The following is a 24,841-nucleotide window of genomic DNA, read 5'->3' on the forward strand; positions in this document are numbered from 1 at the left end:
TTCCGCTGATCACGGCTCAAGCGTCGCCGTCGCCAGGCTGGTGTACTCGCCGCCGGGGTAGATCGCGAACCCGTGCAGCCCGCGGCTGTGGACCACCACGTTGTCGCTGTACCACAGGCTGACGTACACGCAGTCGGCAGCCAATGTCCGCTGCACATCTTCGAAGATCCGTTTGCGTTTCTCCCGGTCGAGCTCAACGCGGCTGGCGTCGATCAGCCCGTCCAGCCGCGGGTTGCGGTAGCGTCCGCGGTTGGCGCCCGAGGGCGGCAGCGAATCGGAGTGAAACACGTAGTGGTAGATGTCCGGATCGGTGATCCCGACCCAGGTCAGCGAGTAGAGCTGGAAGTTGCCGTTCTTGACGTCGGCGAAGAACGTGCCCCACTCGTAGCTGCGCTTTTCGACCTTGATCCCGACCTGCCCCAGTTGGTAGGCGATGATCGTGGCGATCTCGTTGCGCAGCCGGTCGGTGCTGGTCTTGTAGGTCAGCTCGAAGCGCGGCTGCTCCCCATCGCCGTCCGGATCAATCAGGCCCGCCGCGTCGAGCAGCTCGCGCGCGCGCTGCGGGTCGTAGCCAAAGGTCGGCACGTCGGGCTCGTAGGCCCAGTTGCTCGGCGCCAGCAGGCCCGTGGCCGGTCGCGCCATGCCCTCCAGCGAGCTGTCGATAATCGCCCGACGATCGATGGCCATGCTGATCGCCTGACGCACCTCGAGCTTTTGCAGCAGCGGATCCTCGAGGTTGAATCCCAAGTAGCTGTAGTTGACCCCCGGCTCGCGCAACACCACGAAGCGCGGATCGGCCTCAAAGCGCGCCAGGTCGCCCGGAGCCACGGCGTTCTGGACCAGGTCCAGCCCTCCGGCCTCGAGCTCGAGGGTGCGCGTGGTCTGATTCTCCAGAATGCGGAAGGTAATGCGCTCGATTGTCGGCTGCGGCCCGTAGTACTGCTCGTTGCGCTCGAGCACGATGCGCTGGCCGCGCTCGTTGCGCGCGATGCGATACGGCCCGGCCCCCAGCGGCCGTTGGGACATCGCCGGGTCGGCCAGCAGCTCGGCGGGCAGGATCCCGCGGAAGCATTTGAGCAGAAACGGCGCGAACGGCTGGTCGAGCTCGAAGCGCACGATTAAATCGCCCTGGGCCTCGACGCTTTTCAGGGCGAACAGGCCCGAGACCGCGGGGCTGCCCGTGGCCGGATCGAGCACCGAGCGGAAGTTGGCGACCACGTCAACGGCGGTCAGCTCGCTGCCGTCGCTGAAACGCAGGCCGGACCGTAGTTGGAAGGTGTAGCTCAGGCCGTCCGGGGCAATCTCCCAGCTCTGGGCCAGTTCGGGACGCGGCAGGCCCCGGGGGTCCATGCTCACCAGTCCCGGCGCGATCAAGGGGATGATCCGCGTCGAGTAGGCGTCCGTGGCAAAGCGCGGATCAAGGTTGGTCGGCGTGCCCTCGATCCCGACCACCACCGCGGAAAGCACCGGCTGCTGCTCAAGCTTGCTCCCGCCGCAGCCCGCACAGATGCAGATCAGCGCCAGAATTGAAATCGCAATCGCCCAATGGATTCTTCTCACATTGTCCCCCGAATATCAGGACGCGAACCGTTGCCGTCCCGGATGATAACCCGGATTGTCGCTGATCAGCCGTCGATATCAACCCCGCGCTGAACAGCCCAGGCCGGATTTCCTTGACATTCTCGCGCAGGGTTATGTACTTTCCCTGTGCGGAGCCTCGTTATTCAAAGGAAATCGTGCGCTGTAATGTTTACCAATAATAACTGTGCGCGGGCCTTGATCCTTGTAATTACAGGGCTGCTGCTGCTTGCCGGTTGCGGTCCCAAACAAGTCCAGACGGCTGAAGATCCCTATGCCCAGGCGGCGCAGCAGGCCCAGGCGCACAGCGGCCGGACCTCGCTGGACACCACCGGCCTGTTCCAAGAGGGTGTGCGGCGCTTCAAGGCCGGCGACTACCAGGCCGCGGCACAGGTCTGGGAACAACTGCTGTCCGTAACGCCGCCGAATTTCGTCCAGGCCTACCAGACGCATTTCAACCTCGGCGTGGCCTACCTGCGCCTGGACCAGCCGTACAACGCGGCCCCGCACTTCGCACGGGCCGCGGGGATCGAGCCGGAGAATCCCAAGGCCTGGGTGATGCTCGGCCAGGCGCTGCTGATCAACGAGCGCTTTCCCGAGGCCCGCGAGGCCGTGGAAAAGGCCCTGGAGATCTCACCGAAAATGCCCGAGGCGCTGATCACCGCGGCGGCCGTGAACTATAACCTCGGCGACTACCCCGGCGCGGCGACCAACTACGAGAACGCCCTGGGCGTGGGCGCCGACGTCGAGACCGCGCGCCAGGGGATGGCCGCGTCGCACCTAGCCTGGGGGCACGAACTGCTCAACGCCGGCGACCCCTCGTCCGCGGTCTCGCACCTGCTGCGCGCGCATCAGCTGGAGCCCGACCGGCCCGAGGCGGCCTACCTGCTGGGACGGGCCTATATCGAGATGGGCAACCTGGACAAGGGGATCGAATCGCTGCAGCGCGCCCAGAGCATCGACCCGGATTGGGTCGCCGAGCATCGCGACGACTTCGCACCCTACGCCGAGCTCGGCGGCCAAAACGCCCGGGCCCACATCGACGTGGCGCAGAACTTGGTCGACACGGGCAAGTACGACCTGGCGGCAGCGGCCTACGAGAAGGCTCTCGAGGTCGACTGGCACCAGCCGCAGCTGCAGCTGACCCTCGCCCGGCTCTACAGCCGGCAGTTGGGCCAATCCGCGCCCGCGATCGAGCACTATCGAGCGTTCATCACCCTCCTCCCCCTCGACGCGGCGGTCCCCCAGGCGCGTAAAGAGATGGAGCTGCTCGAGGGGCCGCCGGAAGACACGGCGATCCGCATGGTCAAGGTCGAGGTCGGGCTGGGGCGCGATCCACTAAGCACCGACTTGACGGCCACCGGCCAAAGTTTCCCCATCGGCTCCGAGGTCTATCGCCAGATCGTGCTCACCGGACTGTGGGGGCGGCACGTGATCGTCAAGAAGACCTACAGGCCCGGCGGAACCCTGTACTATGCCGAGCCGATCGAGCTGGAGTTCTTCACCAAATTCGTGCGCCTGCTGAGCAAGGATCGGATGTCATCGCGCGGAACGTGGCGCCAGATGTGGTACGTTGACGCCGTACTGGTCGGTACGGTCGAATGGACCGTCGAATGAGGAGATCCCGATGACAAAACGCAAAGGCTCGGAAAAAAGAAAGACTCCCCGAGCCAGTGTGCGAACCAAGGTCGAGATCGACTACCAAATCGACAGCGAAGATACGTTCCTGTTCGAATACGCGAGCAACGTAAGTCGCGACGGCATCTTTCTCCAGACCAAGTCCCCGCTGGAGATCGGCACCCGGCTGATGCTCAAGTTCGAGCTGGCCGACGAGGGGCGCACGATCGAGACCAACGGCGAAGTGATGTGGATCAACCCCTACCGTCCCGACGGCGAGAACATTAACCCCGGGATGGGCATCAATTTCATCGACCTGTCCGCAAAGGACAAAGAGGCGATCAGCAGGTTGGTTGGAAAAAAAGCATACTTAGCGGACTGACCCGCTTGCCCTGAAGCGATCCGCCCGACTGCGGCAAGGAGTTGACAGATGAGCACGCAACCGCAAGCGCAACACAATAGACGGCGCCGCTACTTCATCGACAAGCGCATCCAAAGCCGGATGATCGGGCTGACCGTGCTGTTCACGGTGCTGTTCGCTTCCTTTGCCGTGGCGCTGGTCAAGGTCAACAGCGGCGGCGGCGACAACCTGATGATCATCGCGATCACCGGCATCGCCCTGGTGCTGACCCTGTTCATCATCTACTACGGGCTGCGCTTCACGCACCGTATCGTCGGTCCGATCTACGCCTTCAACCGCCACATCGCCCAGGTGCGCGACGGGCGCTACAAGAACGACCTGCGGCTGCGCAAAGACGACGAGTTCCAGAACCTGGCGATCAGCTTCAACACCATGCTCAGCCGTCTCCGCGAACGCAGCGAGCAGGGCGTGGAGCTGTGCGATCAGCTCAACGCCGAACTGGACAAGCTCGAGGGAATCGACGCCGCGACGCTAAGCAAAATCAAGCAGCAGATCGAGCAGTTCAAAAAGCAGCAGGAGACGCTGCTCCAGTCATAGCGACAATCGTCGAATCCTATTTTACGGAAAGCAACGGCGATGAAACCCCGCTTGGCCGAATTCATCAAATCCGCAGCGCAGCCCGGCGACTATCCGCAGCCCGGGCCGCCGGAGATCGCCTTTGCCGGGCGCTCGAACGTGGGCAAGTCCAGCCTGATCAACGGCCTGCTGGGCCGTAAAAAGCTGGCCAAGGTCAGTCAGAGCCCGGGCAAGACCCGACTGATCAACTTCTTCGCCATTGAGGGCGACCGGCTGCGCCTAGTCGATTTGCCCGGCTACGGCTACGCCAAGGTCTCCAAGGTCGAACGCTCGTCGTGGCGCACGATGATCGAACGCTACATCGACCAACGCGAGACCCTGGCCGCGGTGGTGCTGCTGACCGACTCGCGCCGCGGGCTGCAGGACTGGGAAATGGGGTTGATGAGCTGGCTGGCCGACCAGGGTCTGCCGTTTTTACTGACGCTGACCAAGGTCGACAAGCTCAAGCGCAACGAGATCGAGAAGCTCAAACGCGAAATGCACGGCAAGTTCGGGCTGCAACCCGGCGACTACGCGCTGACCTCCGCTGCCAAGGGTTCCGGCCTTCCCGAGCTGTGGCGCCGGATCGAAACCCTGGCCCTACCGCCCGAGATCGCTTGACACGGCTCAGATCCCCCGATTCATTCCCAGCAACGATCTGAACACGGCATTGGCCGAGTTGAGCAGGAGATAGAACGGATCAAGGCGCTGCAGGACGCGCGTCCGCTCGTCCGAGTCTGCCCGCGCCAGATCCAGTTGCCAGGCTCCTTGGCCCTGGGTGGTGAAATAGAATTTATCCCTTTGCTGATCGACCTCGCCCCACCTGGCCCAGCCGCGAGCGGTCAGCCTCCGCACCAGGCGGAAGTCGTCCAGTTGCCGGATCTCGATGATCGGCGAGAACCCGCAGGTGATGATCCAGCGCTGTTTGTCGTAGATCGCCATGCGGCGCACTCCGGGTACGCTGTCGGCCCAGCGTAGGAAGCGATAGTCAGAGCGGTCGACCACCAGCAGCCGCCCCAACAGCGGAAAGCTGACGATCAGCCGGTCGGTCGCCGGGTCAAGCACGATCTGCTCGGGCCAGGCGGGAACCTCAATCGAGCGCCGGACCTCCAACGTACGCGCGTCCAAACAGACCAGGCGGTAATCGACGTCGTCCTCGCTCTCGAGCACGTGGATCTCGCCATGCTGCGCGTCGGGCAGGGCAAAGGGGATCAGCCCCGATCTCCAGGCCGTGATCCGGTCCATCTCAGGGCTGATCAACGCGATGTCGCCCCAGCGATAGGCGTAGAGCAGCCCGTGCTCGGAATCCCACTCGGTCCGCCAGCAGTCGAAGTATTCTTCGTCCCGGGGCGGCGGATCAACCAGCCTGCGGTGTTGGAGCACCTGCAACGTGTCGGCGTCGAGCAGCAGGCTGTGGCCGAACAGCGGGTTGACGAACGCGGCCTGACGGCGATCAGCGCTCAGGGCCAATCCCTGCACCTGAAAGCCGGGGTCGAGTTCAAGCGAGTTGATGATCCTGCGTTGCACAGGGTCGATCAGAATGAACTTACCGGGCTCGTTGGCAAGAATCACGTTCCCACTGCGCTCGTTGACCCGCACCTGGTAATAACCCATACCGATGGTGGGGGCGACTTGCTGCAGCAGTCCGTCGACCGACATGCTACGCTCCATCGGCACCGGCGTTATGATCAACGGACTGAACATCAGGGTTGTTAAAAACAGGATCGGCAACGGCCGATAGATATTCGCAATCCGCCCGGCTTCCCAACGGTAGGCCGACCAGACCAAAGCCGGAAGCGCGAGGTCGATCAGCGGAAATAGCCGCAGCACCGCCCTGCGTAGCGGTTCGACCCACTGGCCCGCCGTCTGCAACAACGTGACGCCGAACACGTTGAGGCCCAGCAGCACAAAGCACCATTTCATGCCGGGCACGCGGAAAACGTACTCATAACGGTAAGTCAGCGTCAGATAGGGCAGACCGGCGACCGTGATCGCGCAGACCAACGCCAGTCCCAGCGCCGGTCCGGCCGTGGTTGCCAGCGGGCCGCGTATGCGGGGGATCAGCAGCAGCAGGATCGTTGCGGGCAGCAGCGCGTAGAACAGCGCGCGCAGCACGTCGATCTCGAGCAAAAGCGCGATGATCGGCAGGGAGCTGGTCTCGAACGCGATGGCCGGGGCGAGGACAAAACGGAACACCGTTGCCAGAACCGCGAGCTGAAATACAGCCCGAACCGCCCCCAGAATCAAGGCATGCGCCGATCGCTGCGTTCTTACAGCATCCTCGTCTCGTATCATTATGAACGGGGTATATAGGGCTTCTCGAAGATTGTCCAACAACATTCCTGTCGCCGGTAAACAACCGCATGCCGCGAGGTGATACTATTTTGCGGATGAGCCGCGAGCGACGCACCCCGGGATGGACCCCGCAACGGGTCGGCTATTATCTTTACCTGGCCTTCCTGTTGCTGATGGTGCTGCTGCTACGGCCGCTGAACTCCGAGGGGCTGCTCTCGTTCGAGCTGCTCGACGCGCTTATTACCATCGAGGACAGCACGGGGCTGGCCCAGCAGGCGCGAGTGCCGCCCGCTGCCGCGTTGACCCTCGGATACGCGGCGCTGTTGCCCTCCGCGCTGCTGGACTCTCTGGCGCCCGACCGCGATCATTTGTCGCTGCTGACGGCCGGTCTGGGCTGGTTGGCACTGGCCGCGGGCTTACTGCTCGCCGGACTGTCGTTGCCGCGCGAGACGCGCCTGGCCGCGCTGCCCGCGGCCCTGGTCGTCTTGGCGGGCAGTCCGGCCCTGGGCCGGGCGTTTGTCGATCCGTTGCCGAGCTTCGGCCTGGCCGCACTGGGAGCCGGAGCGCTGCTCTATCTGCGCTCGCGTCTGCAGGGCGACGAGGGAGTGCAAGCCTACCTCGGCCTGGGCCTGCTCTGCGGGCTGTGCACCGCAGCCGGAACGGTCGCGGCCGCGCTGCTGCTGCTGCCGCTGCTCAACGCCCTGCGCTCCCGAAGCATCTGGCGCAATACCGCGGCCCTGGCCCTCGGCGCGCTAGTCGGCGGCCTGCCCGCCCTGGCGACCCTCTGGGCCTTTGACAACGCCTGGACCGTGCCTGCCGCGGCCCAGCTCGTGCGCGGCACAATCGACCTGGCGCCCTGGCTGCCACTGGGGCTGATCGCCCTGGCCGGCGCGATCCTGGAGCTGCGTGCTCGGCCGCTGGAGAGCGTCGCGCTGTTTACAGCCGCTCTGCTGACGGCCCTCTCGATACAGGGAAGCTGGCTGGACGATGCTGCGGGCGCGGCATTGCCCTTGGCCCTGGTGCTCGGGGCACGGCTGCTGCAGCGCGTCGGTCGTCCGTTCAACTGGGTGCTGACCGCGACCGCAGTGGTCGGCGGGCTGGTGTTGTACGCTGAACTCCACGGCGGCGCATCGGCCTTGCACAGTCTGACCAACGCGGACCTGGGCCTGGACCGACCGGCCGCACTGCCGATTGTCGTTACGGCGCTGCTTGCCGCGCCGCTGTTTTTAATCGGACTGCCGCGGCTGCTCGCGCCCGCACCACAGCGCCCGCAATTCCCGTCCCGCGCGCTACTGGCGATTGACCTTACCTTGCTTGCGCTGGTGCTGCTTACCTGTCTTGCGTCATATTGACTAAGACTGGAGCGAACATATCGTGTCCCCCGGTGTCTGATATCAATCAAGGAGCGAGGGCAACGGTGAGTAAACCGATTCCGCGCAGAAAGTTCATCGAACGGGCGAGCGAGATCGGCCTGCTGTTGTTCGCGCCGATGGGGCTGATCGAGTCGCCGCCGGGCCAGGCTCCCAAGCCCCCTGCTCCGCTGACCATCGCCGCTTCCACAACGAGCCACAGGTCGAGCTACTCGTTTGTCGGATCGAGCGACCCGGGGTTTGCCGAACGATTCGTGGGCGAGCGTAAGACGTTCAACATCGAGTGGATGAAGATCCTCGGCGTGGCGGACATCGACATCTCGTTCGACCGCGGCTCGGCCGAGCACCGCTACAACACCAGCTTCGTGCTCAAGCTGCGCAACATCTACAGCGCGCTGTCGCGCTACGGCGAGATGAAGATCCAAAGCGAGTTGATCAGCGGCACCCAGCGCGGCAAGTACCGGCTGATGCCGTTGCGCACGATGGTCGAGCACACGTTCAAGGGCGATCTCTACGTGCGCCAATACAAGTTTGACTACGACAAGCACAGCTACAATTTGCGCAAAACCAAGAACGGCGTGGAGACCCGCAACCGCGACTACACCTTCCGGCCCAACCGGGTCTACGACGATCCGTCCAGCGCCTTTTGGAATTTGCGCGCCGGGATCTACGGCGACCCAACCCCGGGCAGACATTTCAAAATTCGCTCCCTGCGCTTTGCCGGACTCAAGCGTTACGAGGGCGACGTGCTCAAAACCGACCAGCTCGAGCCGGTCTCGTTGCTGCTCACAGCCTACCCGCAGGTGCACACCGTGCTTTCGGTCGACCTCTCCAAGCAATTGTTCCTGGGCAAGCCCGGCGGCAAGGTCTACATCGGCTTTGACAAGAAGATGCAGCCGCACTTCGGCCTGATCCCGAACATCCCCTCGGTCGGCGACGTGTTTGCGCTAAAGAAGTAGAGAAACGCACATCACCACGGTAGTAATACAGCGTGCCTCTGCGCGACGCGGGGCAATGATCAGCGTACTACGCGTGCCATGCGGGCACCTCAAAGGTGCGATAGATCAATCTCTTGATCTTGTACCCGCCCTCACCCCAGGTGGGTGCGGATCCGTTGGGCTACCTGCTCGGGGGTAAAGCCGAACTTCTCGGCGATCACCTTGTCCGGTGCGGAAGCGCCGAAGCGATCGACGCTGATGATCAGCCCGCGATCTCCGGCCAGCTTGTACCAGGGTTCGGCGCTGCCCAGCTCGATGCAGACGCGCGGCAGGTCCGGCGGCAGCACGTCGTTGAGGTACTCCGGCGGTTGGGCCGCAAAGCGTTCGAGCCAGGGGACCGAGACGATGCGCAGGCCCGTGCCCGCCTCGCCCAGGGCCTTGCGCGCGGCGAAGGCCAACGCGACCTCGGAGCCCGTGGCCAACAGCACGGCGCGCGGCGCTGCCAAAGCCTCGGAGACCACGTATCCGCCGCGGGCCAAAAGTTCGATACTCATCGGCACGCGCCCCTCGAGTTGCGCCAGTTTCTGGCGACTGAGAATCAGCGCGGTCGGTCCGTCTCGCCGTGCCAGGGCCGCGGTCCAGCACGCCGCGGTCTCGGCCGCGTCGGCCGGGCGCAGCACCGCCAGGTTGGGAATCAGCCGCAACGCGGCCACGTGCTCTACCGGCTGATGGGTCGGGCCGTCCTCGCCGACCATCAGGCTGTCGTGGCTGAACAGGAAGATCGTGCGTATGCCCATCAGCGCCGCGAGCCTGATCGACGGACGCATGTAGTCGGAGAAAACCAGGAACGTGGCGGTGTAGGGGATCGCGCTGCCCGACAGCGCCAGGCCGTTGGCAATGGCGCCCATCGCATGCTCGCGGACGCCGAAGTGGATATTGCGGCCCAGCATGTTATCGCGAGACAGCGATTGTTCGGCCGCCACAGTGCTCTTGTTCGACGGACCCAGGTCGGCCGAGCCGCCGATCAAGGCCGGCACCGCGGCCGAGGCTGCGGCCAAAGCCTTGCCCGACAGTCCGCGGGTGGCCGCATCGCCATCCGGGCAGGCCGCCGTCAGCCGCTGGAACAGATCCTCGGGCAGCTCGCAGCCCATCAGCGCGTCCCAGCGCTGCGCGGACTGCGGATGCTCGGCAAGCCAGGCGGCCAGCGCGCGCTTGTGCTTGCGACGCGTTCGTTCGCCGCGACGTGCGGCCTTGGCAAACGGCTCACGCGCCTGGTCGGGCACCAGGAACGTCGGCTGCTCGGGCCAACCCAGACAGCGCTTGGTGCACGCCGACTCTTCCGAGCCCAGGGGCGCTCCGTGGCAGACCTCGCAGTCGCACTTGCCCGGGCTGCCCGCGCCGATATGAGTCCGGGCGATCACCAGGCACGGCGCGCCCTGGTGCTTAATCGCACGCTTGATCGTGCGGGCCAACGCCTCGCGGTCGTGGCCGTCGCAGCGCAGCACCTTCCAGCCGTAGGCAGCGAAACGCTTGCCCACGTCCTCGCTGTGGGACAGATCGAGATTGCCCTCGATAGTGATCTGATTGGCATCGTAGAGCGCCACCAGGTTGTCCAGGCCCCAATGGCCGGCCAACGAGGCGCTCTCAGCTGATACACCCTCCATCAGGTCGCCATCGGAGACTATGGTGAAAACGCGGTAGCCGATGGGATCGAAGGCGCCGTGGTTGAACTCGGCGGCCGAGCGCTTGCCGGCCAGGGCCATGCCCACGGCCATGCCCAGGCCCTGACCCAGCGGCCCGGTGGTGCATTCGACTCCCGGCAGGTGCAGCTCGGGATGTCCCGGAGTCTGCGAGCCCCACTGGCGGAACTGCTTGATGTCTTCCAGCGAGATTTTAAAACCGCTGAGGTGCAGCAGGGCGTAGAGCAGCATCGAGGCGTGTCCGGCCGAGAGCACGAAGCGATCGCGGTCGACCCATTGCGGGTCCGAGGGCGCAAAGCGCAGAAAGCGCGTCCAGAGCACATAGGCCATGTCGGCCGCGCCCAGCGGCATGCCCGGGTGACCCGAGCCGGCTTTCTCGATCGCGTCGACCGCGAGCATCTTGATTGTGTTTACCGCAAGCTGATCCGTCTCCTGGTCGATCCTGAGAACCATTGCACCCCCCGTATTTCGGCCGGTTCGCGCGCCGTCGTGCAAAGCAGCGGCCCGCACTTTCGCGACTGGCCGCTTGATGACAACTCAGCTATGATTTAGCGTGATTTTTCATTAGCCAGAACAGAGGCATCTTACAACAAATGAAACGCACAATCGAGATCGTCCGTAAAATGGATCGACGACTGGCCATCGTGCTGATTTACGCGGCTTTGGCCATGACGCCGTTCGCCTATCAGTGCAGTCGTTCGTTCTTTTTAGAACATTGGGGCGAGGCGTTCGCACCGCGCGCGGCCCTGTGGTACGCCGCGTTGTGGCACCACAGTTGGGTGCTGCTGCTGTTCGGCCTGATCCCGCTGGCGATCGTCAAGCTCGGATTTAAGCTGCGCCTGGCCGACTTCGGCGTACGCCTGGGCGATTGGAAGTTCGGCCTGGCGTTCCTGGCGATCTGGGTCGTGCTGATGCTGCCGGGGACCTACGTCAACAGCATGCAGCCCGAGTTCACGGCCGAGTACCCGCTGGTGAACATGCACGAGGCGGGCATCGGACTGTGGCTGCTGTGGTCCCTGCTCTACCTGGTCTACTACGTGGGCTGGGAATTCTTCTTCCGCGGATTCATCCAGTTCTCGGTGGAACGCGCGGCCGGGCCGCTGCTGGCGATTATGATGCAGACCCTGCCCAGCACGATCATCCACATCGGCAACAAGCCGTTTGGCGAGACCTTCTCCGCAGTGATCGCCGGGCTGCTGTTCGGCCTGGTGGCGGTGCGCACGCGCTCGATCCTCTGGCCGCTGCTGGCCCATTGGTATGTCGGCATGTCCAACGATTGGTTCTGCAACATGGCAGGCCCGCATTATTCATGAAAATTCTACTGCGGAGCACAATATGCTCGCAATAACTGTGTCATCCTCGCCGATCCGCCCTCGACGTACCACAGCGGGTACGCCTGCGGAGTATCGACTCGGCTTCCTCGTTCTTGCGGCATCTTGTACACCTCGCTACGAACCCTCATCAATAATGCGGGCAAGTAGGCAATCTTAAGGGAGTTTTCCCACGACCGTGTTATGCGGCCGCTTGCCAGCGGTTGCCGCTGGTGATACAACGACCCTCGATTTCCCCAGCTTGGATTATTGATCCAGGCCAACTGAGAGGTGCATGGAGACCTACGGACTAACACACCCGGGAAACCGGCGCGAGACCAACGAAGACGCGGTCTTGATCAACGATAACATCGGCCTGTTGGTGCTCGCCGACGGGATGGGCGGTCATGCGGCCGGCGACGTGGCCAGCCAAATCGCCGTGGAAGTGATCAATGACGCGCTCGAGGCTGCGTTGGCCGACGTCGGCCCGAGTGAGGACGAGTCGTACTACGTCGGCTCGCTGCGCGCCGCGATCAGGCGCGCCAATGCGGCGATCCACGAACAGGGGCAGTCCGAGGCCTCCACTCGCGGCATGGGCTCCACAGCCGTAGCCGTTCTGATTGTCGGCCTCCGGCTATATGTGGCGCACGTGGGCGACAGCCGCTGCTACCTGTACGACGACGGCAAATTTACGCAGATCACACGCGATCACTCCAAGGTCCAGGAACTGGTCGACGCCGGGCAACTCACCGCGGACGAGGCGCGCAACCACGCGCTGTCCAACCTGCTGACGCGCTCCCTGGGTCCCTACGCCGAGGTCGAGGTCGACGTTACGACCCACGATTGGAACGAGACGCGCCTGCTGCTGCTGTGCTCCGATGGCCTGAACTCCGAGCTGAGCGACGCCCAGATCCGCCAGTCGCTGGAGACCTACGCCGACATCAAGGACAAATGCCGCGCGCTGGTGGGCCAGGCGCTCGAGGGTCGTGCCAACGACAACGTTTCGCTGCTGATCGGCCAAGGCGAGCGCTTCGCTCCCCAGGCCAAGCAGGCACCGGAAAAACTGGTCGACCTCACGCCGGACCACGAGGTCAACGACGAATCGCGCACCGGCACTCCCGCGCCCGCCACCAACCGCACTCCAGCGCCCGCCGCTGGTCCGCAGGACGAGCCCGAGCCGGAGTTCACGCCGCGGCCGGGCAGCCGTCGCGGCCTGCAACTACCCAAGACGCTGCTGGGCTCCGCACGCCGTCCGACCAGCCGCCTGCAGATCGCGCTGATCGCCGGGGCGATCGTGCTGGTGCTGATCGCGTTACTGTTGATCCCGATCTTCTGTGACGACTCCGGCTCGCCCGCGACCGGCGCCGACCAACAGGGCCAAACCACGAGCGACGCGCAGGCCGGTCCGACGCATTACTATCTGCTGTTCAAGGACGACGCGCTGAGCATGGCCCAAGGCAGCTCGCCGGAAAGCGCCGCTGCAATCGAGGGCAGCGACGTGCTGGTCTGGGACAACATCAGCCTGGTGATCCGCGGTCGCGGCTTCACTCCCTCCCAGGGTGGGCTGTTCTTCAAATCGCTGGACACGATGCCTCAGCTGACGCAGGAAGCGCTGCAAATCTACTCCAGCGTGATCGCTCACGCGTTGAGCCTCAAGACGGCCGACGGCCTGGTGCTGGCCTTCACCACCCTGATTGCGGTCAAGCAAAATCCGCTGCTGACCCGCATCGATTCCCAGGCCGTACACCGCCTCGAACTCGAAACCTTTTCCAAGTCGCTGCCCGTAATCGACGAGGTGCTCAAATCCGAGTACGAGATCGGCAGCGCCTGGATCAGACGCACCGACCGAATCTTTGAGCTGGCCGACCACGCCTTCGAACTCGAGGGCGAGCGCATGGGCCAGTATCGCTCACGCAAGGGCGACTACCATTACTACCAGGGGCTATACTACGCCTCGCAAAACATCAACGACCGCGCGTTGCTCAAATTTCAAGACGCGCGCCAATTAGGCACGAGCTTCCCCGACGTGGGCGCAAAAATCGAGGAACTTGAGAGCCAGAGCTCCAACTAACATGCAAAATGACCAAGGTCCTATTATCAACGACAATCCCGAAGAACAAGAAAATGACGACAGCCAGGAGCAACGAAGCTTCGAGAGCTTCGACTTCCATCCGCTGGTGCAAAAAAGCATCGCCGCGGTAGGGTTCACCGAGCCTACGCCGGTACAGCAAAAATCGTTCGACGCGCTGCTGCGCGGCCGCGATCTGATGGCCCAGTCCCAGACCGGGACCGGCAAAACCGCCACGTTCCTGCTGACGATCCTCGACCGCGTCTGCCGCACCAAGCGCCCGGCCGACGGCTCGCCGCGCGCGCTGATTCTCGCACCGACCCGCGAGCTGGCGCTGCAGATCGGCAAGGAATGCCGCCTCTACCGCGGCAAGATCGACGCGCGCATCGCCGTGCTCTACGGCGGCGAGCGCTACCTCAAACAGGAACAGGAACTGGAGCGCGGCTCGGACATCGTAATCGGCACGCCCGGCCGCCTGATGGACTTCAAGTATCAGGGCAAGGTCAAGTTCGACAAACTCCAAATCGTGGTGATCGACGAGGCCGACCGGCTGCTGGACATGGGCTTCTGGCCCGACATTAAAAAGATCCTGCTGATGACGCCGCCGGTGGATCAACGCCAGACGTTGGTCTTCTCCGCGACCCTGGGCGACGAGGCGCGCGGCATCGCCTATTTGCACACCAACGACCCGCTGGTGGTCGAGGTCCGGCCGGAAAACATCACTGCCGACGGCATCCAGGAAGTGCTTTACCACGTAGGCTCGCACGAGAAGTTCAGCCTGCTGCTCGGAGTGCTGCGCCGCAGCCAAGCCAAGCGGGTACTGATCTTCACCAACATGAAGAACATGGCCGTGCTCGTTTCGCGCAAACTCGAGGGCCACGGTTTCCGAGCCCACGCGATCATCGGCGACATGCGCCAATCCAAACGGATGGCCGCGCTCGAAGATTTCCGCGCGGGCAAGATCCAAATCCTCGTGGCCTCGGACGTGGCCAGCCGTGGGCTGCATGTGGAGGACATCGGGCTGATCGTCAACTACGACCTGCCCCAGGACCCGGAGAACTACGTGCACCGCATCGGTCGCACCGCGCGCATGGAGCACACCGGCGTGGCCGTCTCCCTGGCCTGCGAGCGCTTCATCTACTCGCTGGAGGCCATCGAGAAGTACATCGACCGCCCCATCCCGGCACAGGTGCCCGAGGAGGAGCTGTTCGAGACCGACCGCTTCTCGCACATGACCGTCGAACGAGCACCGCGACGCGGCGACGGGAATCGCTCGCGCTCGGGCGGCGGCGGCGACCGACGCGGCGGACGCTCGGGACCGGGCGGACGCTCTGGACCGGGCGGCCGCCCACGCTCGTCAGGTCAAGGCCGACGACGCAGGTAGGCAGCTTTGAGCTGCACTAAAACTCGCGAGCGGACCATATTCTTGGTTTAACGATAAATCGATCTTTGTGTTCAGCGCGAGCGCATCATTCGTAGTGCGTGCCGTCGTAGGCGTCCATCATCGACTTGTGCAGCAGGCGTTGCCACTCGTAGTCGACCTTGCCCTGGATGTCCTCGACATCGGCCTCGCTCAGGTGGCGGAAGCGCCCTTGGGCGCGCAGATAATCGACAACCGGCAAGTCGTCGGGCTGGATGTTGATCTCGTACTTGTCGCCGTTGAAAACCTCGTAGATCGGGAAGACCTTGGTGTGCGTGGCCATGCGCGCGATCTCGATCGACTGCTCGGAGCTGATCTTCCACCCCGGCGGACAGGGCGAGAGCACGTGGATGAAAGTCGTCCCCTTGGTCTGGGAGGCGTGCCGCACCTTGCGGATCAGATCCTCGGGAAAGGCCACCGAGGCCGTGGCCACGTAGGGCGTCTTGTGCGCGGCCATGATCTGCACGATGTTCTTCTTCGGCCCGCGTTTGGGATGCTCCTCGGGCGTGGTCGTGGTCCAGGCGCGGTCCGGCGTGGCGCTCGAGCGCTGGATGCCGGTGTTCATGTACGCCTCGTTGTCGTAGCAGACGTAGATGATGTCTTCGTTGCGCTCGGCAGCGCCGGACAGGCTCTGCAGGCCGATGTCGAACGTGCCGCCGTCGCCGGCCCAGGCCAGCACCTTGGTCTCCTGCTTGCCCTTGACGTCCAGGGCCGCGCGCACGCCGCTGGCCGCGGCCCCCGCGGTCTCGAACGCGGTGTGCAGCACCGGCACGCGCAGCGCCGAATAGGGGAACGGCCCGGCGATGATCGTCCAGCAGCAGGCCGGGATCACGCAGATCGTGTCCGGCCCCAGCGCGCGCAGCGCCAAACGCATGGCCAGCGCGCCGCCGCAGCCCTGGCAGGCCAGATGGCCGGAGGTCAGCAGTTCCTGTTTCGGGTGCTCGAAGCTCATGACATCACCCCCATCCACTGCGAACCATCGGGCGGCGGCTCGTCTTTGAGGCCCTGCCTGGCGATTCCCTCGATCACCTCGAGCGTCAGGTCGCGGCCGCCCAGTCCGGCGATGTAGCCGTAGATCAGCGGTCGGTCCGCGTCGTTGGCCAACGCGCCGCGGATCTCGTCGGCGATGATCCCGCCCTTGCCGAACGAGCAATTGCGGTCGATGACGATCGCCCGTTTTTTGCCGCGCAACGCTGCGCGCAGCTCGGCGGTGGGGAACGGCCGGAACAGCCGCAGCTTGACCAAACCGATCTTGATTCCTTGCTCGCGCAGCCGGGCCACGACCAGCCGCGCCGGGCTGCTCATGCTCGCCATGGTGACCAGCACGGTCTCGGCGTCTTCCACGTCCACGGTCTCGACGTTATGGTAGCGCCGACCGAACTGCTGTTCGAACTCCTCGTCCGCCTTGTTGAACACAGCGGCCGCGCCGTCCATCGCGGCCTGAATTTTGAAACGCATCTCCATGTAGCTATCGGGCTGGACCAGCCCGTTGAACGCGTGGGGATCCTCGGGGTCGAGGTAGATCTCGGGCGTGTACGGCGGCAAGTAGGCGTCGACCTGCTCAAGCTCGGGCAGATCGACCGGTTCGTAGGTGTGGCTGAGAATGAACGCGTCGTAGCAGACCATCACCGGCAACTTGATCTGCTCGGCCACGCGGTAGGCTTGCAGCACGCTGTCGAGCACCTCCTGGTTGGTCTCGACGTAGAGCTGGCACCAGCCGGTGTCGCGCTGGGAAAGCGAATCGGTCTGCTCGCTCCAGATGGACCAGCCCGGCGCCATGGCGCGGTTGACGTTGACCATTACCAGCGGCAGCCGCGCGCCAGAAGCCCAGTGCAGCAGCTCGTGCATCAGCGCCAAACCCTGGGAACTGGTGGCGGTAAAGGTCCGTACGCCGGTGCTCGCCGCGGCGATGATCGCGGCCATTGCCGAGTGTTCGCTCTCGACCTTGAGGAAGTTGGCCTGCAGCGCGCCCTTGGCGCACATCTCGGACAGCTCCTCGACGATCTGCGTCTGAGGCGTTATCGGATAGGCCGAGATTACTTGGACGCGGGCCAAACGCACGCCGTGGCTGGCCGCGTGGTTGCCCATGATGACCTTCTGCATCTCAGTCCTCCGTCAAAATAATGCAGGAGCGGGGACACTCGCTGGCGCAGATCCCGCAGCCCTTGCAGTAGTCGTAGTTCACGTCGTAGCCGAACTCGCCCTCGCGCGGGATGACCGCCACGTCGGGGCAAAAGATGTAGCAATTGTCGCATTCCGTGCACAGCCCGCAATGGAAGCAGCGTTCGACCTCGCGCATTGCCGCGGCCTCGTCGAGCCCGGCGTTGACCTCGCTGAAGTCTTTAATCCGTTGCGGCATGGGGCTGTGTGCACTCTGGCCGCGTTCGAGGTGCGGGAAGTAGGCGGTGTTGATCTGCTCGAACTGGACCACCGTATTCGCGTCGTCGTAGGCCGCGTGGGCCTCGCCGCTGTCGAGGTAACGGCTGATCGAGATGCTGCCGCCCTGCCCGATGCGCATTAGCTGTTCCACCTTGTCCGGCGGCTCGCCGGCCAGTCGCATGTCAATGGCGATCGCCGCGAGCTTGCCCGAGCCCACGGCCGTAACCACGGTGCGCAAAATCGGCGTGACGTCGCCACCGGCCAGCATCCCGCCTTGGGAGCAGCGGCCGAACTCGTCGACCTGCAACGAGCCGTCGTCCTCGGTCTGGAGCCCGGGCGGCAGCGAGGAGCTGTCCACCGTCTCGCCGATGGCCGCGATTACGGTGTCGGCCTCGATGTGGTGCTCGCTGCCCTCGATCGGTTCGGGGCGGCGGCGTCCCGAGGCGTCGGGCGCGCCCAGGCGCATGCGCATCATCGTCAGTCCGCGCACGTTCCCCTCGTCGTCCAGCTCGATGCGCACCGGCCCCTCGAGCATGTACAGCCCGACTCCCTCGCGCACCGCCTCCTCAATCTCGTCCTCGAATGCCGGCATCTCGGCCCGGCTGCGGCGGTAGTAAACGTCGGCCCGCGCGCCGTGGCGCAGCAGGCTGCGCGCCGCGTCCAGGGCCGTATTGCCGCCGCCGATCACCACCGCGCGGCTTCCGACGTCGGGCTGCTCGCCCGCGCCGATGCGGCGCAGCAGCTCCAGGCCGGGAATCACCCGCGCCGCGTTCTCGCCGGGGATCCCCAGACTGCGGCTGGAATGCGCGCCCACGGCGATAAACAGCGCGTCGTAGTCGGCCAGCTCGTCGAATCCAACGTCGCCGCCCTGGCCCACGCGCACGCCGCAGCGCAGCTCCACGCCGAGGCTGAGGATGTCCTCGATCTCGTCGTCGAGCACCTCGCGCGGCAGGCGGTAGGCCGGGATGCCGTAACGCAGGATCCCGCCGGGCTTGTCGTGCTTCTCCAGCAGCGTGACCGCGTGCCCCATGCGCGCCAAATGAAACGCCGCGCTCAGACCCGCAGGGCCCGCGCCGACGATCGCCACGCGCTTACCGCTTGAGGGCCGCACTACGCCGGGCAATGCCGAGCGCTGGGCGTGCTCGCCGGCGAAGCGCTCCAGGGCCTGGATCGACAGCGCCTGGTCGTGCTCGCGCCGGTTGCACTTGCCCTCGCAGGGGTGGAAGCAGACCCGGCCGCAGGTACGCGTCAGCGGATTCTCCTGCTTGAGCCGCACCCAGGCGTCAAGAAAGCGGCGCTCGCCGATCAGCCGGATGAAGCCCTCGATGTCGTTGCCCGCCGGACAGCCGTTGTTGCACGGCGGCACCTTGTTTTGGAAGCTCGGCCGCAGGTAACGCCACGAGCCGGTGGCGTTGTGCTCCATCGTGGCCAGGCTGACCACCAATTCGGGAATCTCGGCGAGCGTGTTGAAGATCAGCGGCTTGTGTTCCATCTAATCTCTCTTCCAGTGCAGTGGTTCAAGCGGGCAGCACCGTCGCCTCGTAGGCCACACGCGCGGCCTCGGCGTTGTTATCGGGCTTGATCGGCACTTCCTCGACGATCGCCTCCACCACCGAGTCGATTCCCACCAGTCCCGTGGCTTTGGCGAAACCGCCGAGGATCGAGGTATTGACGATCGGGCTCGAACGCGAGCCGAGGTGAAAGCGCAACGCGATCGACTGCGCGTCGACAGTGGCCAATTTAAAATCGTCGAGCCCGCTGAACGATTCGGGCGGCTCCGGCGAGTTGATTAAAATCCAGCCCCCCTTGTGCAGCCCGGCGGTGACGTTGGCCACCTGCAGCAAGGTCGGATCGAGCACCACGATATGGTTCGGCTCGTAGATGTTGTTGCGGATCAGGATTTTATCGCGGTCAAAGCGCGTGAACGCAGCCACCGGCGCGCCGCGGCGTTCGACGCCGAAGGCCGGGAAGCTCTGGACCCACATCCCCTCCTTGAACAGGGCGCAGGCCAGGATCTTGCCGGCGATCACGGCTCCCTGGCCGCCGCGACCATGGAAACGGACCTCGATCATGCTTCCTCCCGCTGTTGCACGGCTCTCATTCGCCGTAGGGGTAGATCACGGCGATCGCCTTGGGCACGACCTCGCCCACGCCGCGCAGGCAGTGCGGTTTCTTCGAGTAGAAATAGAGCGCGTCACCGGGCTGCAGCAGCACGCGGTCCTCGCCCGAGACGAACTCGACCTCGCCCTGGAGCACGTAGATGAACTCCTCGCCCTCGTGGCTGACAAGCTTGGGCGGCTGCCCCGGGTCGAGGGTGAACTCGACGAAGAACGGTTCCATGCGCTTGCCGCTGAGCCGATAGGCCAGCGATTCGTAGTTGTACTGCAACGGCGTGGCGTCCGCCTGCTGCAATCGGCGGATCTGGCGCCCCTCGCCGTGGCGCACAACCTCGATCGCGTCGGTAAACGGTGCGTCTTGGAAAAACGTGTCCACTGTTGTGCCCAGCGCCTTGGCGATGTTCACCAGCGCGGCCACGGTGGGCGCGATCACGTCGCTCTCCATCTGCGAGAGCAACACCACCGGCATACTGGTGCGCTCGGAGACCTGTTCGATGCTCAGGCCCTGCTTGGTTCTCAGGGTGCGGATTTTGCGTCCGATGGCCAGCCGACGGACCTCCTCTTTAATCTTCTCGGGCATCGCGCGTCTCCTAATGTCGCCTAATCCGCATGATTGTTGACGGTTATTCGAATTTTACATAAACAAGCCGTCTTTGCAATTTCGGCCGTCCGGCGCGCTCAGGGCGTTTGGAACTCGCTTTGGATCAACGGCCGGTCGCGCGATGGCCGGTCGAGTTGGATTTTCTTGCGCACGCCGTCGGCCTCGATCATCAGGCTGCCGCGGCCGATCCACTCCAATTGCAGCTCGTCGCGTTTAAGCAGGATGATCCCGGCGACCCGCGGCCGCAGCATCCCCGGATCAAGCACAATCAGATGATTCTTATTCCAGCCCAGCCACACCGTGCGGTATAGGCCCAGCCCCCACAGCAGCATCGAGATTATCCACGGAGTGACCGCGCCGACCAACACCGTCCCGGCCAGACTCGGCGCCAGCGCCAAGCCGTAGCGGCCCATCGCTCGGCCGAACAGCACCAGCGCCACCAGGTCCACGCCGATGATCAACGTCCACAGCAGCGAATGGCTAAGCCCGCTGCCCGCCGGCACCATGCGCTGCGGCCTGTTCTCGGGCACCAGCTTGCGAAACGTCTCCAGCTTCTTGTCCACGCCGTTCCCCCCTGCTTCGCTGATCGTTGCTTACTATAGCCTCGTGCCTGTCGCGGACAAAGCGTAAATCGCAGCCGCGGCCAAGTGACGCAGCGACCGTTTTTATCGTGTAAGATAAGGGTTTGATGGAGGCGCTGATGAGAAAATTCGCCCTGATTTTGCTGATCGCCCTGCTGTGCGCGGGACTGGCGGCCTGCGGCGGCGAGGATGACGATGACGGCGGCGGCAGTCACGGCGACGACGATGACGACGACGATGACGACACTATCCCGCCGGGCGAGGAGCCGCAGCTGATCGACAGCGATTACAGCTTCGGCCCGGCCCAGTGCTCGTGCCCGTTGGGTAGCGAAAGCTGGAGCCGCCTGCGGGTCGCGACCTTCAACGTCAACAACATGAACTCGATCAGCGTCACGGAGCTGGTGGCGGCCCTGGACGAATTCGAGCTCGACCTGCTCTCGCTGCAGCAGGTCCCGGACCAGGCGACCCTCGATCTGATCGCGGACGGCCTGGACATGGAATTCGCCCTCTACTCCGAGGACGACGCGGGCATCGGCCTGATCAGCGATGGGCTGCTCGAATTGAAACAGTCGATCGCGCTGTTCTCCGGTGGCACGGCGCTCAAGGCGACCACCGATCTTTTAGGCCACACCTTCACGGTCTACGGCTTTGCCTTGGACAGCGGCTCGGCAGGCCAGAAGGACGCCCAGATCCTGGGCGAGTCGATCGAGGACGAGATCTCGCCGCTGCTGATCGTGGCCGGCGACCTGGGCGGCGCCGAGGTCTACAGCTCGCAGCTTGATCTGCTGCAGCCGATGCTTGCAGACGCCTTTGCCTCGCTCGGCGTCTACCCCAGCCAGGCGCACACGATCCCGGCCGTGGGCTGGTTCGGCGAAAACGGCCCGCATCTGAGCGACAGCGTGCTGTTCGACCGCAATTCCGGGATCTGCGCGGCCGACGGATCGGCGCTCACGCTGAGCCCGGCCGGATCGGATCACAAGCCCGCGTGGTTCGAGCTGGCGCTGCCCACCGAGTTCGGGGCGCGGCCGCCCCAGGCCATGGGCACGCTGGCGATCTTCGGTCCGACCCGCGTCGAGGTGTTGTTCGACGACCTGCTCGATCCGCAGACCCTGGACAACGTCGGCGTGGATGACGGCAAATCCGGCAACCGGCTCAAGGGCTCGGCCGTGCTGATCGACGAGGGCTCACGCCTGCGGATCGACCTTGATCGCGAGCTGGTCGTGGGTCGACGCTACGAGATCGACGTGCGCGGACTGCTTGGAGTCAACGGCCATGCGGTCTACGTCGAGACAGGATTGTCGTTCGTCTACGTCGAGAACCTGCTGAGCAACCCCGGCGCCGAGCAGGGGCTCGCCGGCTGGAACGTGACCGGCGACGCGCGCGAGGAATCGCAGCGCAAGGGGATCACCCCCTACTGCGGCAATATGTTTTTTGCCGGCAGCCCGACCGAGGCGCGCACCGAGCTGAGCCAGACCCTGAGTCTGGACGAGCACGCGCCGACCATCGACGCGGGCAACGGCCTGCTGATCTTCGGCGGGGTGGCTTCCACGGCCGCGCAGCTCAACGGCAACGCCGTGGTCCCCACGGCCCGCGACGAGGCCGAAATGCTGGTCGAGGTCTACAACGAATCGGGCATCCTGATGGCCACGCACAGCAGCGGCAAGCGCTATACCCTGGGCTGGCATCCGATCCTCGAGAGTATCGAGCTCCCCGTGGGATCGCGGCGGGCCACCGCGCGGCTGTTGCTTTACCAAAACGGCGACGAGGGCAACGACGCGGCGTTCGACTCGACCTTCCTGGGTTTCGGCGCCATTGAGCAGGATCTGCCGCGGGTCAGCCCCAATCTGCTGAGCAACTCGTTGTTCCTGATCGGCGAGGGTGGCCAGGCCGGCTGGTTGTTTAAGCAGTCCCAGGTGCGCGAAAATTTGCCCGAGGTCGGCGGCGCGCACGACGAGTCGAGCTACGGCGGACAGCGGCTGGTGTCGGTCGGGACCTCCCTGGACACCGGCGAAGTCAGTCAGGCCATCGACGTCGAGGGCTGGGCCGACCAAATCGACAGCGGCGAGCTCTGCCTCGAATGGAGCGGCTGGGCGCGCTCCTGGGACGGCCAATCGCGGATCTACCCCACACTGACGATCCTCGACCAAAACGGCGAAGAGCTGGCAACCCTGGACAACAGCTTTGTGCTCGACACCCAGTGGAAGCCCTTCGGCGATGTGCTGCGCGTCGCGCCGGGCGTGCGCGGGTTCGAGTACGTGATCGAGGGAATGAGTATTGCCGGAGAGCCGGCGTACTTCTGCCTGCCCAGCCTGCACCTGCGCCGCACCCAGATCGCGGGAGTCTGTCGGTAACAGGTTGGCCGCATCCTACTGCGTGCGTTTGAGCAGCACCATTTGCCGTTGCAGCCGATATCCCGGCGGGGCCAAAGCCGCCTGCCACGGGATCTCGAGCTTCGCCTCAATCGCGTAACCCTCGTGCAATAGGCCCTCGACCGCCTGGTCGCGGCTGACCAACAACGCATAATCGGCCTGGCCCTGATCCGCAGAATGCAGCTGCTCGGGCAACGAGACATAGACGTCGATCCCGCAGTACAGCGTACTGCCCGGCGGAAGCTCGTCAATCAACCGCGCAGCGCCCGCGGCGCTGGGATGCAGCAGCGCCAGGTCCACGCCCACACCGCTGATGATCACCAGCAGCAGCACCAACAGCGCCAAACCACGGCCCAGGGAGCGCCGCACCCGTCCGCGCGCGTTCCACAGGTACTCCAGCGCCACGGCAGCGGGCACCGCGGCCAGGGCCGAGACGAACAGCACGTCGTAGGGCTTGAGCCCGCGCGAGGGGTAGGTGAACCAATGCACGGGCATGCAAAAGCTCAGGTAGTGCGCCGCGCTCACGCTCAGAAACAGCCAGCCCAGCTCGCGTCCGCGCCTACGCCGCAGCAGCAGGATCGTGCCCATGCCCAACCAAAGCAGAGTGGAGGGCCCGAGATTCTGTTCGACCATGCTCAGGTAGAGCCAGGGCGGCTCGAGCCCGCGGCGTTCGACCTCGGCCTCGCTCAAGCGCTCCTCGGGCGCTGCGGGCACGTAGTGGTCCAGGTGGCGGTCGAGCTGGTGGGGAAAAAACAGAGAGAAGTTGATCAGCCAGTACAACGTTAGGGCGACAACGCCCACCAGCAGCGCCTTGATCACGAAACGCGCCGCGCGTCGCAGCCTCAGCCCGTGCGGCAGTTCGCGCGCACAATACACGCCGAACAGCGCCCCGGGCATCAGCCCGTAGCTGGACTCCTTTGTCGCGGCGCTCAGCGATCCCAGCAGCGCCACCGACGCCCAGTGCCAGATGCGCTCGGCCCGGGCCGTGGCCAACCAGGCCGCGGCCGCGCAGGTCGCCAGGGCCAGCAGCGTCATTACCGCGTTGACCGACTCGCCGTGGAACATGAAGACCATGCCCGGCGCAAAAGCGGCCAGCACACCGGCGAGCAGCGTGACCCCGCGTCCCAGGCCGCGCGAGGCGATCAGCATTACGCACAGCGTGCACAGCGCCCCGAGCAGCGCGCAGACAGTGCGCGCGGCGCGCTGCATCCAGAGCGGGTCCGCAGGCGGCCCGCCCAGGGCCCGACGCAAGCCATCGGCAACGCGCACGGGCATCGCATAGACGTAGTAGCTCAGCGGGCCGTAAAACGGGTGCGGCATGGGCTCGCCGCGCACCACGGTCGAGATCTCCAGAGGCTGCGGCAGCAGCAGCAACCCGCGATCGAGTCCCACGTTGTTGCCCGCCAGGTTCAGTCCCAGGCTCAGCAGCACGATCAGAGCGGCCAGAATCAGGAATACGCGTTTGCCCTGCATCGGTTCAACGCCGCCCGAGCAGCGTCAGGTCGGTCTGCAGCCGAAAGTC

At 64.7% G+C, this 24,841-nt stretch carries 20 protein-coding genes; 10 read left to right on the plus strand and 10 right to left on the minus strand.

Annotated features, from left to right (window positions below; genetic code table 11):
• Positions 1 to 9: 9 nt before the first annotated feature.
• Positions 10 to 1,560 (minus strand): ABC transporter substrate-binding protein, encoded by a 1,551-nt coding sequence (locus tag P9M14_00435; GenBank protein MDP8254190.1) that lies wholly within the window; start codon positions 1,558 to 1,560, stop codon positions 10 to 12.
• Between the two features lie 186 nt (positions 1,561 to 1,746).
• Here P9M14_00435 and P9M14_00440 point away from each other — a divergent pair, with 186 nt between their 5' ends.
• From P9M14_00440 to yihA, 4 genes are read left to right on the plus strand one after another with little or no spacing between them, the layout of a single operon-like run.
• On the plus strand, positions 1,747 to 3,195 hold the full coding sequence (locus P9M14_00440; GenBank protein MDP8254191.1) for a tetratricopeptide repeat protein: 1,449 nt from the start codon (positions 1,747 to 1,749) through the stop codon (positions 3,193 to 3,195).
• Positions 3,196 to 3,205: 10 nt separating this feature from the next.
• Complete coding sequence (locus P9M14_00445; GenBank protein MDP8254192.1) at positions 3,206 to 3,577, plus strand: TIGR02266 family protein; 372 nt, start codon at positions 3,206 to 3,208, stop codon at positions 3,575 to 3,577.
• A 48-nt stretch (positions 3,578 to 3,625) separates the two neighbouring features.
• Positions 3,626 to 4,153, plus strand: coding sequence for a HAMP domain-containing protein (locus tag P9M14_00450; protein MDP8254193.1), 528 nt, complete (start codon positions 3,626 to 3,628; stop codon positions 4,151 to 4,153).
• Positions 4,154 to 4,192: 39 nt separating this feature from the next.
• Positions 4,193 to 4,792, plus strand: a complete 600-nt coding sequence (gene yihA, locus P9M14_00455) for a ribosome biogenesis GTP-binding protein YihA/YsxC (GenBank protein MDP8254194.1) — start codon at positions 4,193 to 4,195, stop codon at positions 4,790 to 4,792.
• Positions 4,793 to 4,798: 6 nt separating this feature from the next.
• Here the strand turns inward: yihA and P9M14_00460 are convergent, their stop codons facing one another.
• The gene (locus tag P9M14_00460) at positions 4,799 to 6,367 is read right to left on the minus strand and encodes a hypothetical protein (protein ID MDP8254195.1); all 1,569 of its coding nucleotides are present in this window, start codon (positions 6,365 to 6,367) and stop codon (positions 4,799 to 4,801) included.
• 194 nt (positions 6,368 to 6,561) lie between these two features.
• Between P9M14_00460 and P9M14_00465 the strand changes: the two genes are divergently transcribed.
• Positions 6,562 to 7,818, plus strand: a complete 1,257-nt coding sequence (locus tag P9M14_00465) for a hypothetical protein (GenBank protein ID MDP8254196.1) — start codon at positions 6,562 to 6,564, stop codon at positions 7,816 to 7,818.
• Between the two features lie 65 nt (positions 7,819 to 7,883).
• Positions 7,884 to 8,795, plus strand: a complete 912-nt coding sequence (locus P9M14_00470; protein ID MDP8254197.1) for a hypothetical protein — start codon at positions 7,884 to 7,886, stop codon at positions 8,793 to 8,795.
• A 131-nt stretch (positions 8,796 to 8,926) separates the two neighbouring features.
• Here P9M14_00470 and tkt read toward each other — a convergent pair whose 3' ends face one another.
• On the minus strand, positions 8,927 to 10,927 hold the full coding sequence (gene tkt / locus P9M14_00475) for a transketolase (GenBank protein ID MDP8254198.1): 2,001 nt from the start codon (positions 10,925 to 10,927) through the stop codon (positions 8,927 to 8,929).
• 140 nt (positions 10,928 to 11,067) lie between these two features.
• Between tkt and P9M14_00480 the strand changes: the two genes are divergently transcribed.
• From P9M14_00480 to P9M14_00490, 3 genes are all read left to right on the plus strand, one after another.
• Positions 11,068 to 11,787, plus strand: a complete 720-nt coding sequence (locus P9M14_00480; protein ID MDP8254199.1) for a type II CAAX endopeptidase family protein — start codon at positions 11,068 to 11,070, stop codon at positions 11,785 to 11,787.
• Positions 11,788 to 12,079: 292 nt separating this feature from the next.
• The gene (locus P9M14_00485) at positions 12,080 to 13,855 is read left to right on the plus strand and encodes a Stp1/IreP family PP2C-type Ser/Thr phosphatase (protein ID MDP8254200.1); all 1,776 of its coding nucleotides are present in this window, start codon (positions 12,080 to 12,082) and stop codon (positions 13,853 to 13,855) included.
• 1 nt (position 13,856) lies between these two features.
• The gene (locus P9M14_00490; protein MDP8254201.1) at positions 13,857 to 15,236 is read left to right on the plus strand and encodes a DEAD/DEAH box helicase; all 1,380 of its coding nucleotides are present in this window, start codon (positions 13,857 to 13,859) and stop codon (positions 15,234 to 15,236) included.
• A gap of 85 nt (positions 15,237 to 15,321) precedes the next feature.
• Here P9M14_00490 and P9M14_00495 read toward each other — a convergent pair whose 3' ends face one another.
• The 6 genes from P9M14_00495 to P9M14_00520 all read right to left on the minus strand — a co-directional run bounded on the left by P9M14_00495 (position 15,322) and on the right by P9M14_00520 (position 20,932).
• Positions 15,322 to 16,224 carry a thiamine pyrophosphate-dependent enzyme gene (locus P9M14_00495; GenBank protein ID MDP8254202.1) on the minus strand — a complete coding sequence of 301 codons (903 nt, stop codon included), beginning with the start codon at positions 16,222 to 16,224 and terminating at the stop codon, positions 15,322 to 15,324.
• Complete coding sequence (locus P9M14_00500; protein MDP8254203.1) at positions 16,221 to 17,375, minus strand: transketolase C-terminal domain-containing protein; 1,155 nt, start codon at positions 17,373 to 17,375, stop codon at positions 16,221 to 16,223. The genes P9M14_00495 and P9M14_00500 overlap by 4 nt, the downstream gene beginning before the upstream one ends.
• Position 17,376: 1 nt before the next feature.
• A complete protein-coding gene (locus P9M14_00505) occupies positions 17,377 to 19,143 on the minus strand; it encodes an NAD(P)-binding protein (protein MDP8254204.1) in 1,767 nt (588 codons plus the stop codon).
• A 25-nt stretch (positions 19,144 to 19,168) separates the two neighbouring features.
• The gene (locus P9M14_00510) at positions 19,169 to 19,723 is read right to left on the minus strand and encodes a 2-oxoacid:acceptor oxidoreductase family protein (protein ID MDP8254205.1); all 555 of its coding nucleotides are present in this window, start codon (positions 19,721 to 19,723) and stop codon (positions 19,169 to 19,171) included.
• A 25-nt stretch (positions 19,724 to 19,748) separates the two neighbouring features.
• The gene (locus P9M14_00515; protein ID MDP8254206.1) at positions 19,749 to 20,348 is read right to left on the minus strand and encodes an XRE family transcriptional regulator; all 600 of its coding nucleotides are present in this window, start codon (positions 20,346 to 20,348) and stop codon (positions 19,749 to 19,751) included.
• A gap of 98 nt (positions 20,349 to 20,446) precedes the next feature.
• Positions 20,447 to 20,932, minus strand: a complete 486-nt coding sequence (locus tag P9M14_00520) for a hypothetical protein (GenBank protein ID MDP8254207.1) — start codon at positions 20,930 to 20,932, stop codon at positions 20,447 to 20,449.
• Positions 20,933 to 21,069: 137 nt separating this feature from the next.
• Between P9M14_00520 and P9M14_00525 the strand changes: the two genes are divergently transcribed.
• Entirely contained in the window at positions 21,070 to 23,301 is a 2,232-nt protein-coding gene (locus P9M14_00525) for a hypothetical protein (protein MDP8254208.1), read from the plus strand.
• Between the two features lie 15 nt (positions 23,302 to 23,316).
• On the opposite strand, the gene P9M14_00530 is transcribed toward P9M14_00525, so the two are convergent.
• Positions 23,317 to 24,792 carry a hypothetical protein gene (locus tag P9M14_00530; protein ID MDP8254209.1) on the minus strand — a complete coding sequence of 492 codons (1,476 nt, stop codon included), beginning with the start codon at positions 24,790 to 24,792 and terminating at the stop codon, positions 23,317 to 23,319.
• Between the last annotated feature and the right edge of the window lie 49 nt (positions 24,793 to 24,841).

This window comes from Candidatus Alcyoniella australis (genome assembly GCA_030765605.1).
GTDB classification, from domain to species: Bacteria; Lernaellota; Lernaellaia; order JAVCCG01; family Alcyoniellaceae; genus Alcyoniella; species Alcyoniella australis.

Excerpts from the sequence above, each read along its gene's own strand:
- P9M14_00450 (MDP8254193.1), top strand. The coding sequence starts at position 3,626 with ATGAGCACGCAACCGCAAGCGCAACACAATAGACGGCGCCGCTACTTC.
- P9M14_00525 (MDP8254208.1), top strand. The coding sequence starts at position 21,070 with ATGAGAAAATTCGCCCTGATTTTGCTGATCGCCCTGCTGTGCGCGGGA.
- P9M14_00505 (MDP8254204.1), bottom strand. The coding sequence starts at position 19,143 with ATGGAACACAAGCCGCTGATCTTCAACACGCTCGCCGAGATTCCCGAA.
- P9M14_00465 (MDP8254196.1), top strand. The coding sequence starts at position 6,562 with ATGAGCCGCGAGCGACGCACCCCGGGATGGACCCCGCAACGGGTCGGC.
- yihA (MDP8254194.1), top strand. The coding sequence starts at position 4,193 with ATGAAACCCCGCTTGGCCGAATTCATCAAATCCGCAGCGCAGCCCGGC.
- P9M14_00495 (MDP8254202.1), bottom strand. The coding sequence starts at position 16,224 with ATGAGCTTCGAGCACCCGAAACAGGAACTGCTGACCTCCGGCCATCTG.
- P9M14_00530 (MDP8254209.1), bottom strand. The coding sequence starts at position 24,792 with ATGCAGGGCAAACGCGTATTCCTGATTCTGGCCGCTCTGATCGTGCTG.
- P9M14_00510 (MDP8254205.1), bottom strand. The coding sequence starts at position 19,723 with ATGATCGAGGTCCGTTTCCATGGTCGCGGCGGCCAGGGAGCCGTGATC.
- P9M14_00440 (MDP8254191.1), top strand. The coding sequence starts at position 1,747 with ATGTTTACCAATAATAACTGTGCGCGGGCCTTGATCCTTGTAATTACA.
- P9M14_00485 (MDP8254200.1), top strand. The coding sequence starts at position 12,080 with ATGGAGACCTACGGACTAACACACCCGGGAAACCGGCGCGAGACCAAC.
- P9M14_00490 (MDP8254201.1), top strand. The coding sequence starts at position 13,857 with ATGCAAAATGACCAAGGTCCTATTATCAACGACAATCCCGAAGAACAA.
- P9M14_00445 (MDP8254192.1), top strand. The coding sequence starts at position 3,206 with ATGACAAAACGCAAAGGCTCGGAAAAAAGAAAGACTCCCCGAGCCAGT.
- P9M14_00480 (MDP8254199.1), top strand. The coding sequence starts at position 11,068 with ATGAAACGCACAATCGAGATCGTCCGTAAAATGGATCGACGACTGGCC.
- P9M14_00500 (MDP8254203.1), bottom strand. The coding sequence starts at position 17,375 with ATGCAGAAGGTCATCATGGGCAACCACGCGGCCAGCCACGGCGTGCGT.
- P9M14_00515 (MDP8254206.1), bottom strand. The coding sequence starts at position 20,348 with ATGCCCGAGAAGATTAAAGAGGAGGTCCGTCGGCTGGCCATCGGACGC.
- tkt (MDP8254198.1), bottom strand. The coding sequence starts at position 10,927 with ATGGTTCTCAGGATCGACCAGGAGACGGATCAGCTTGCGGTAAACACA.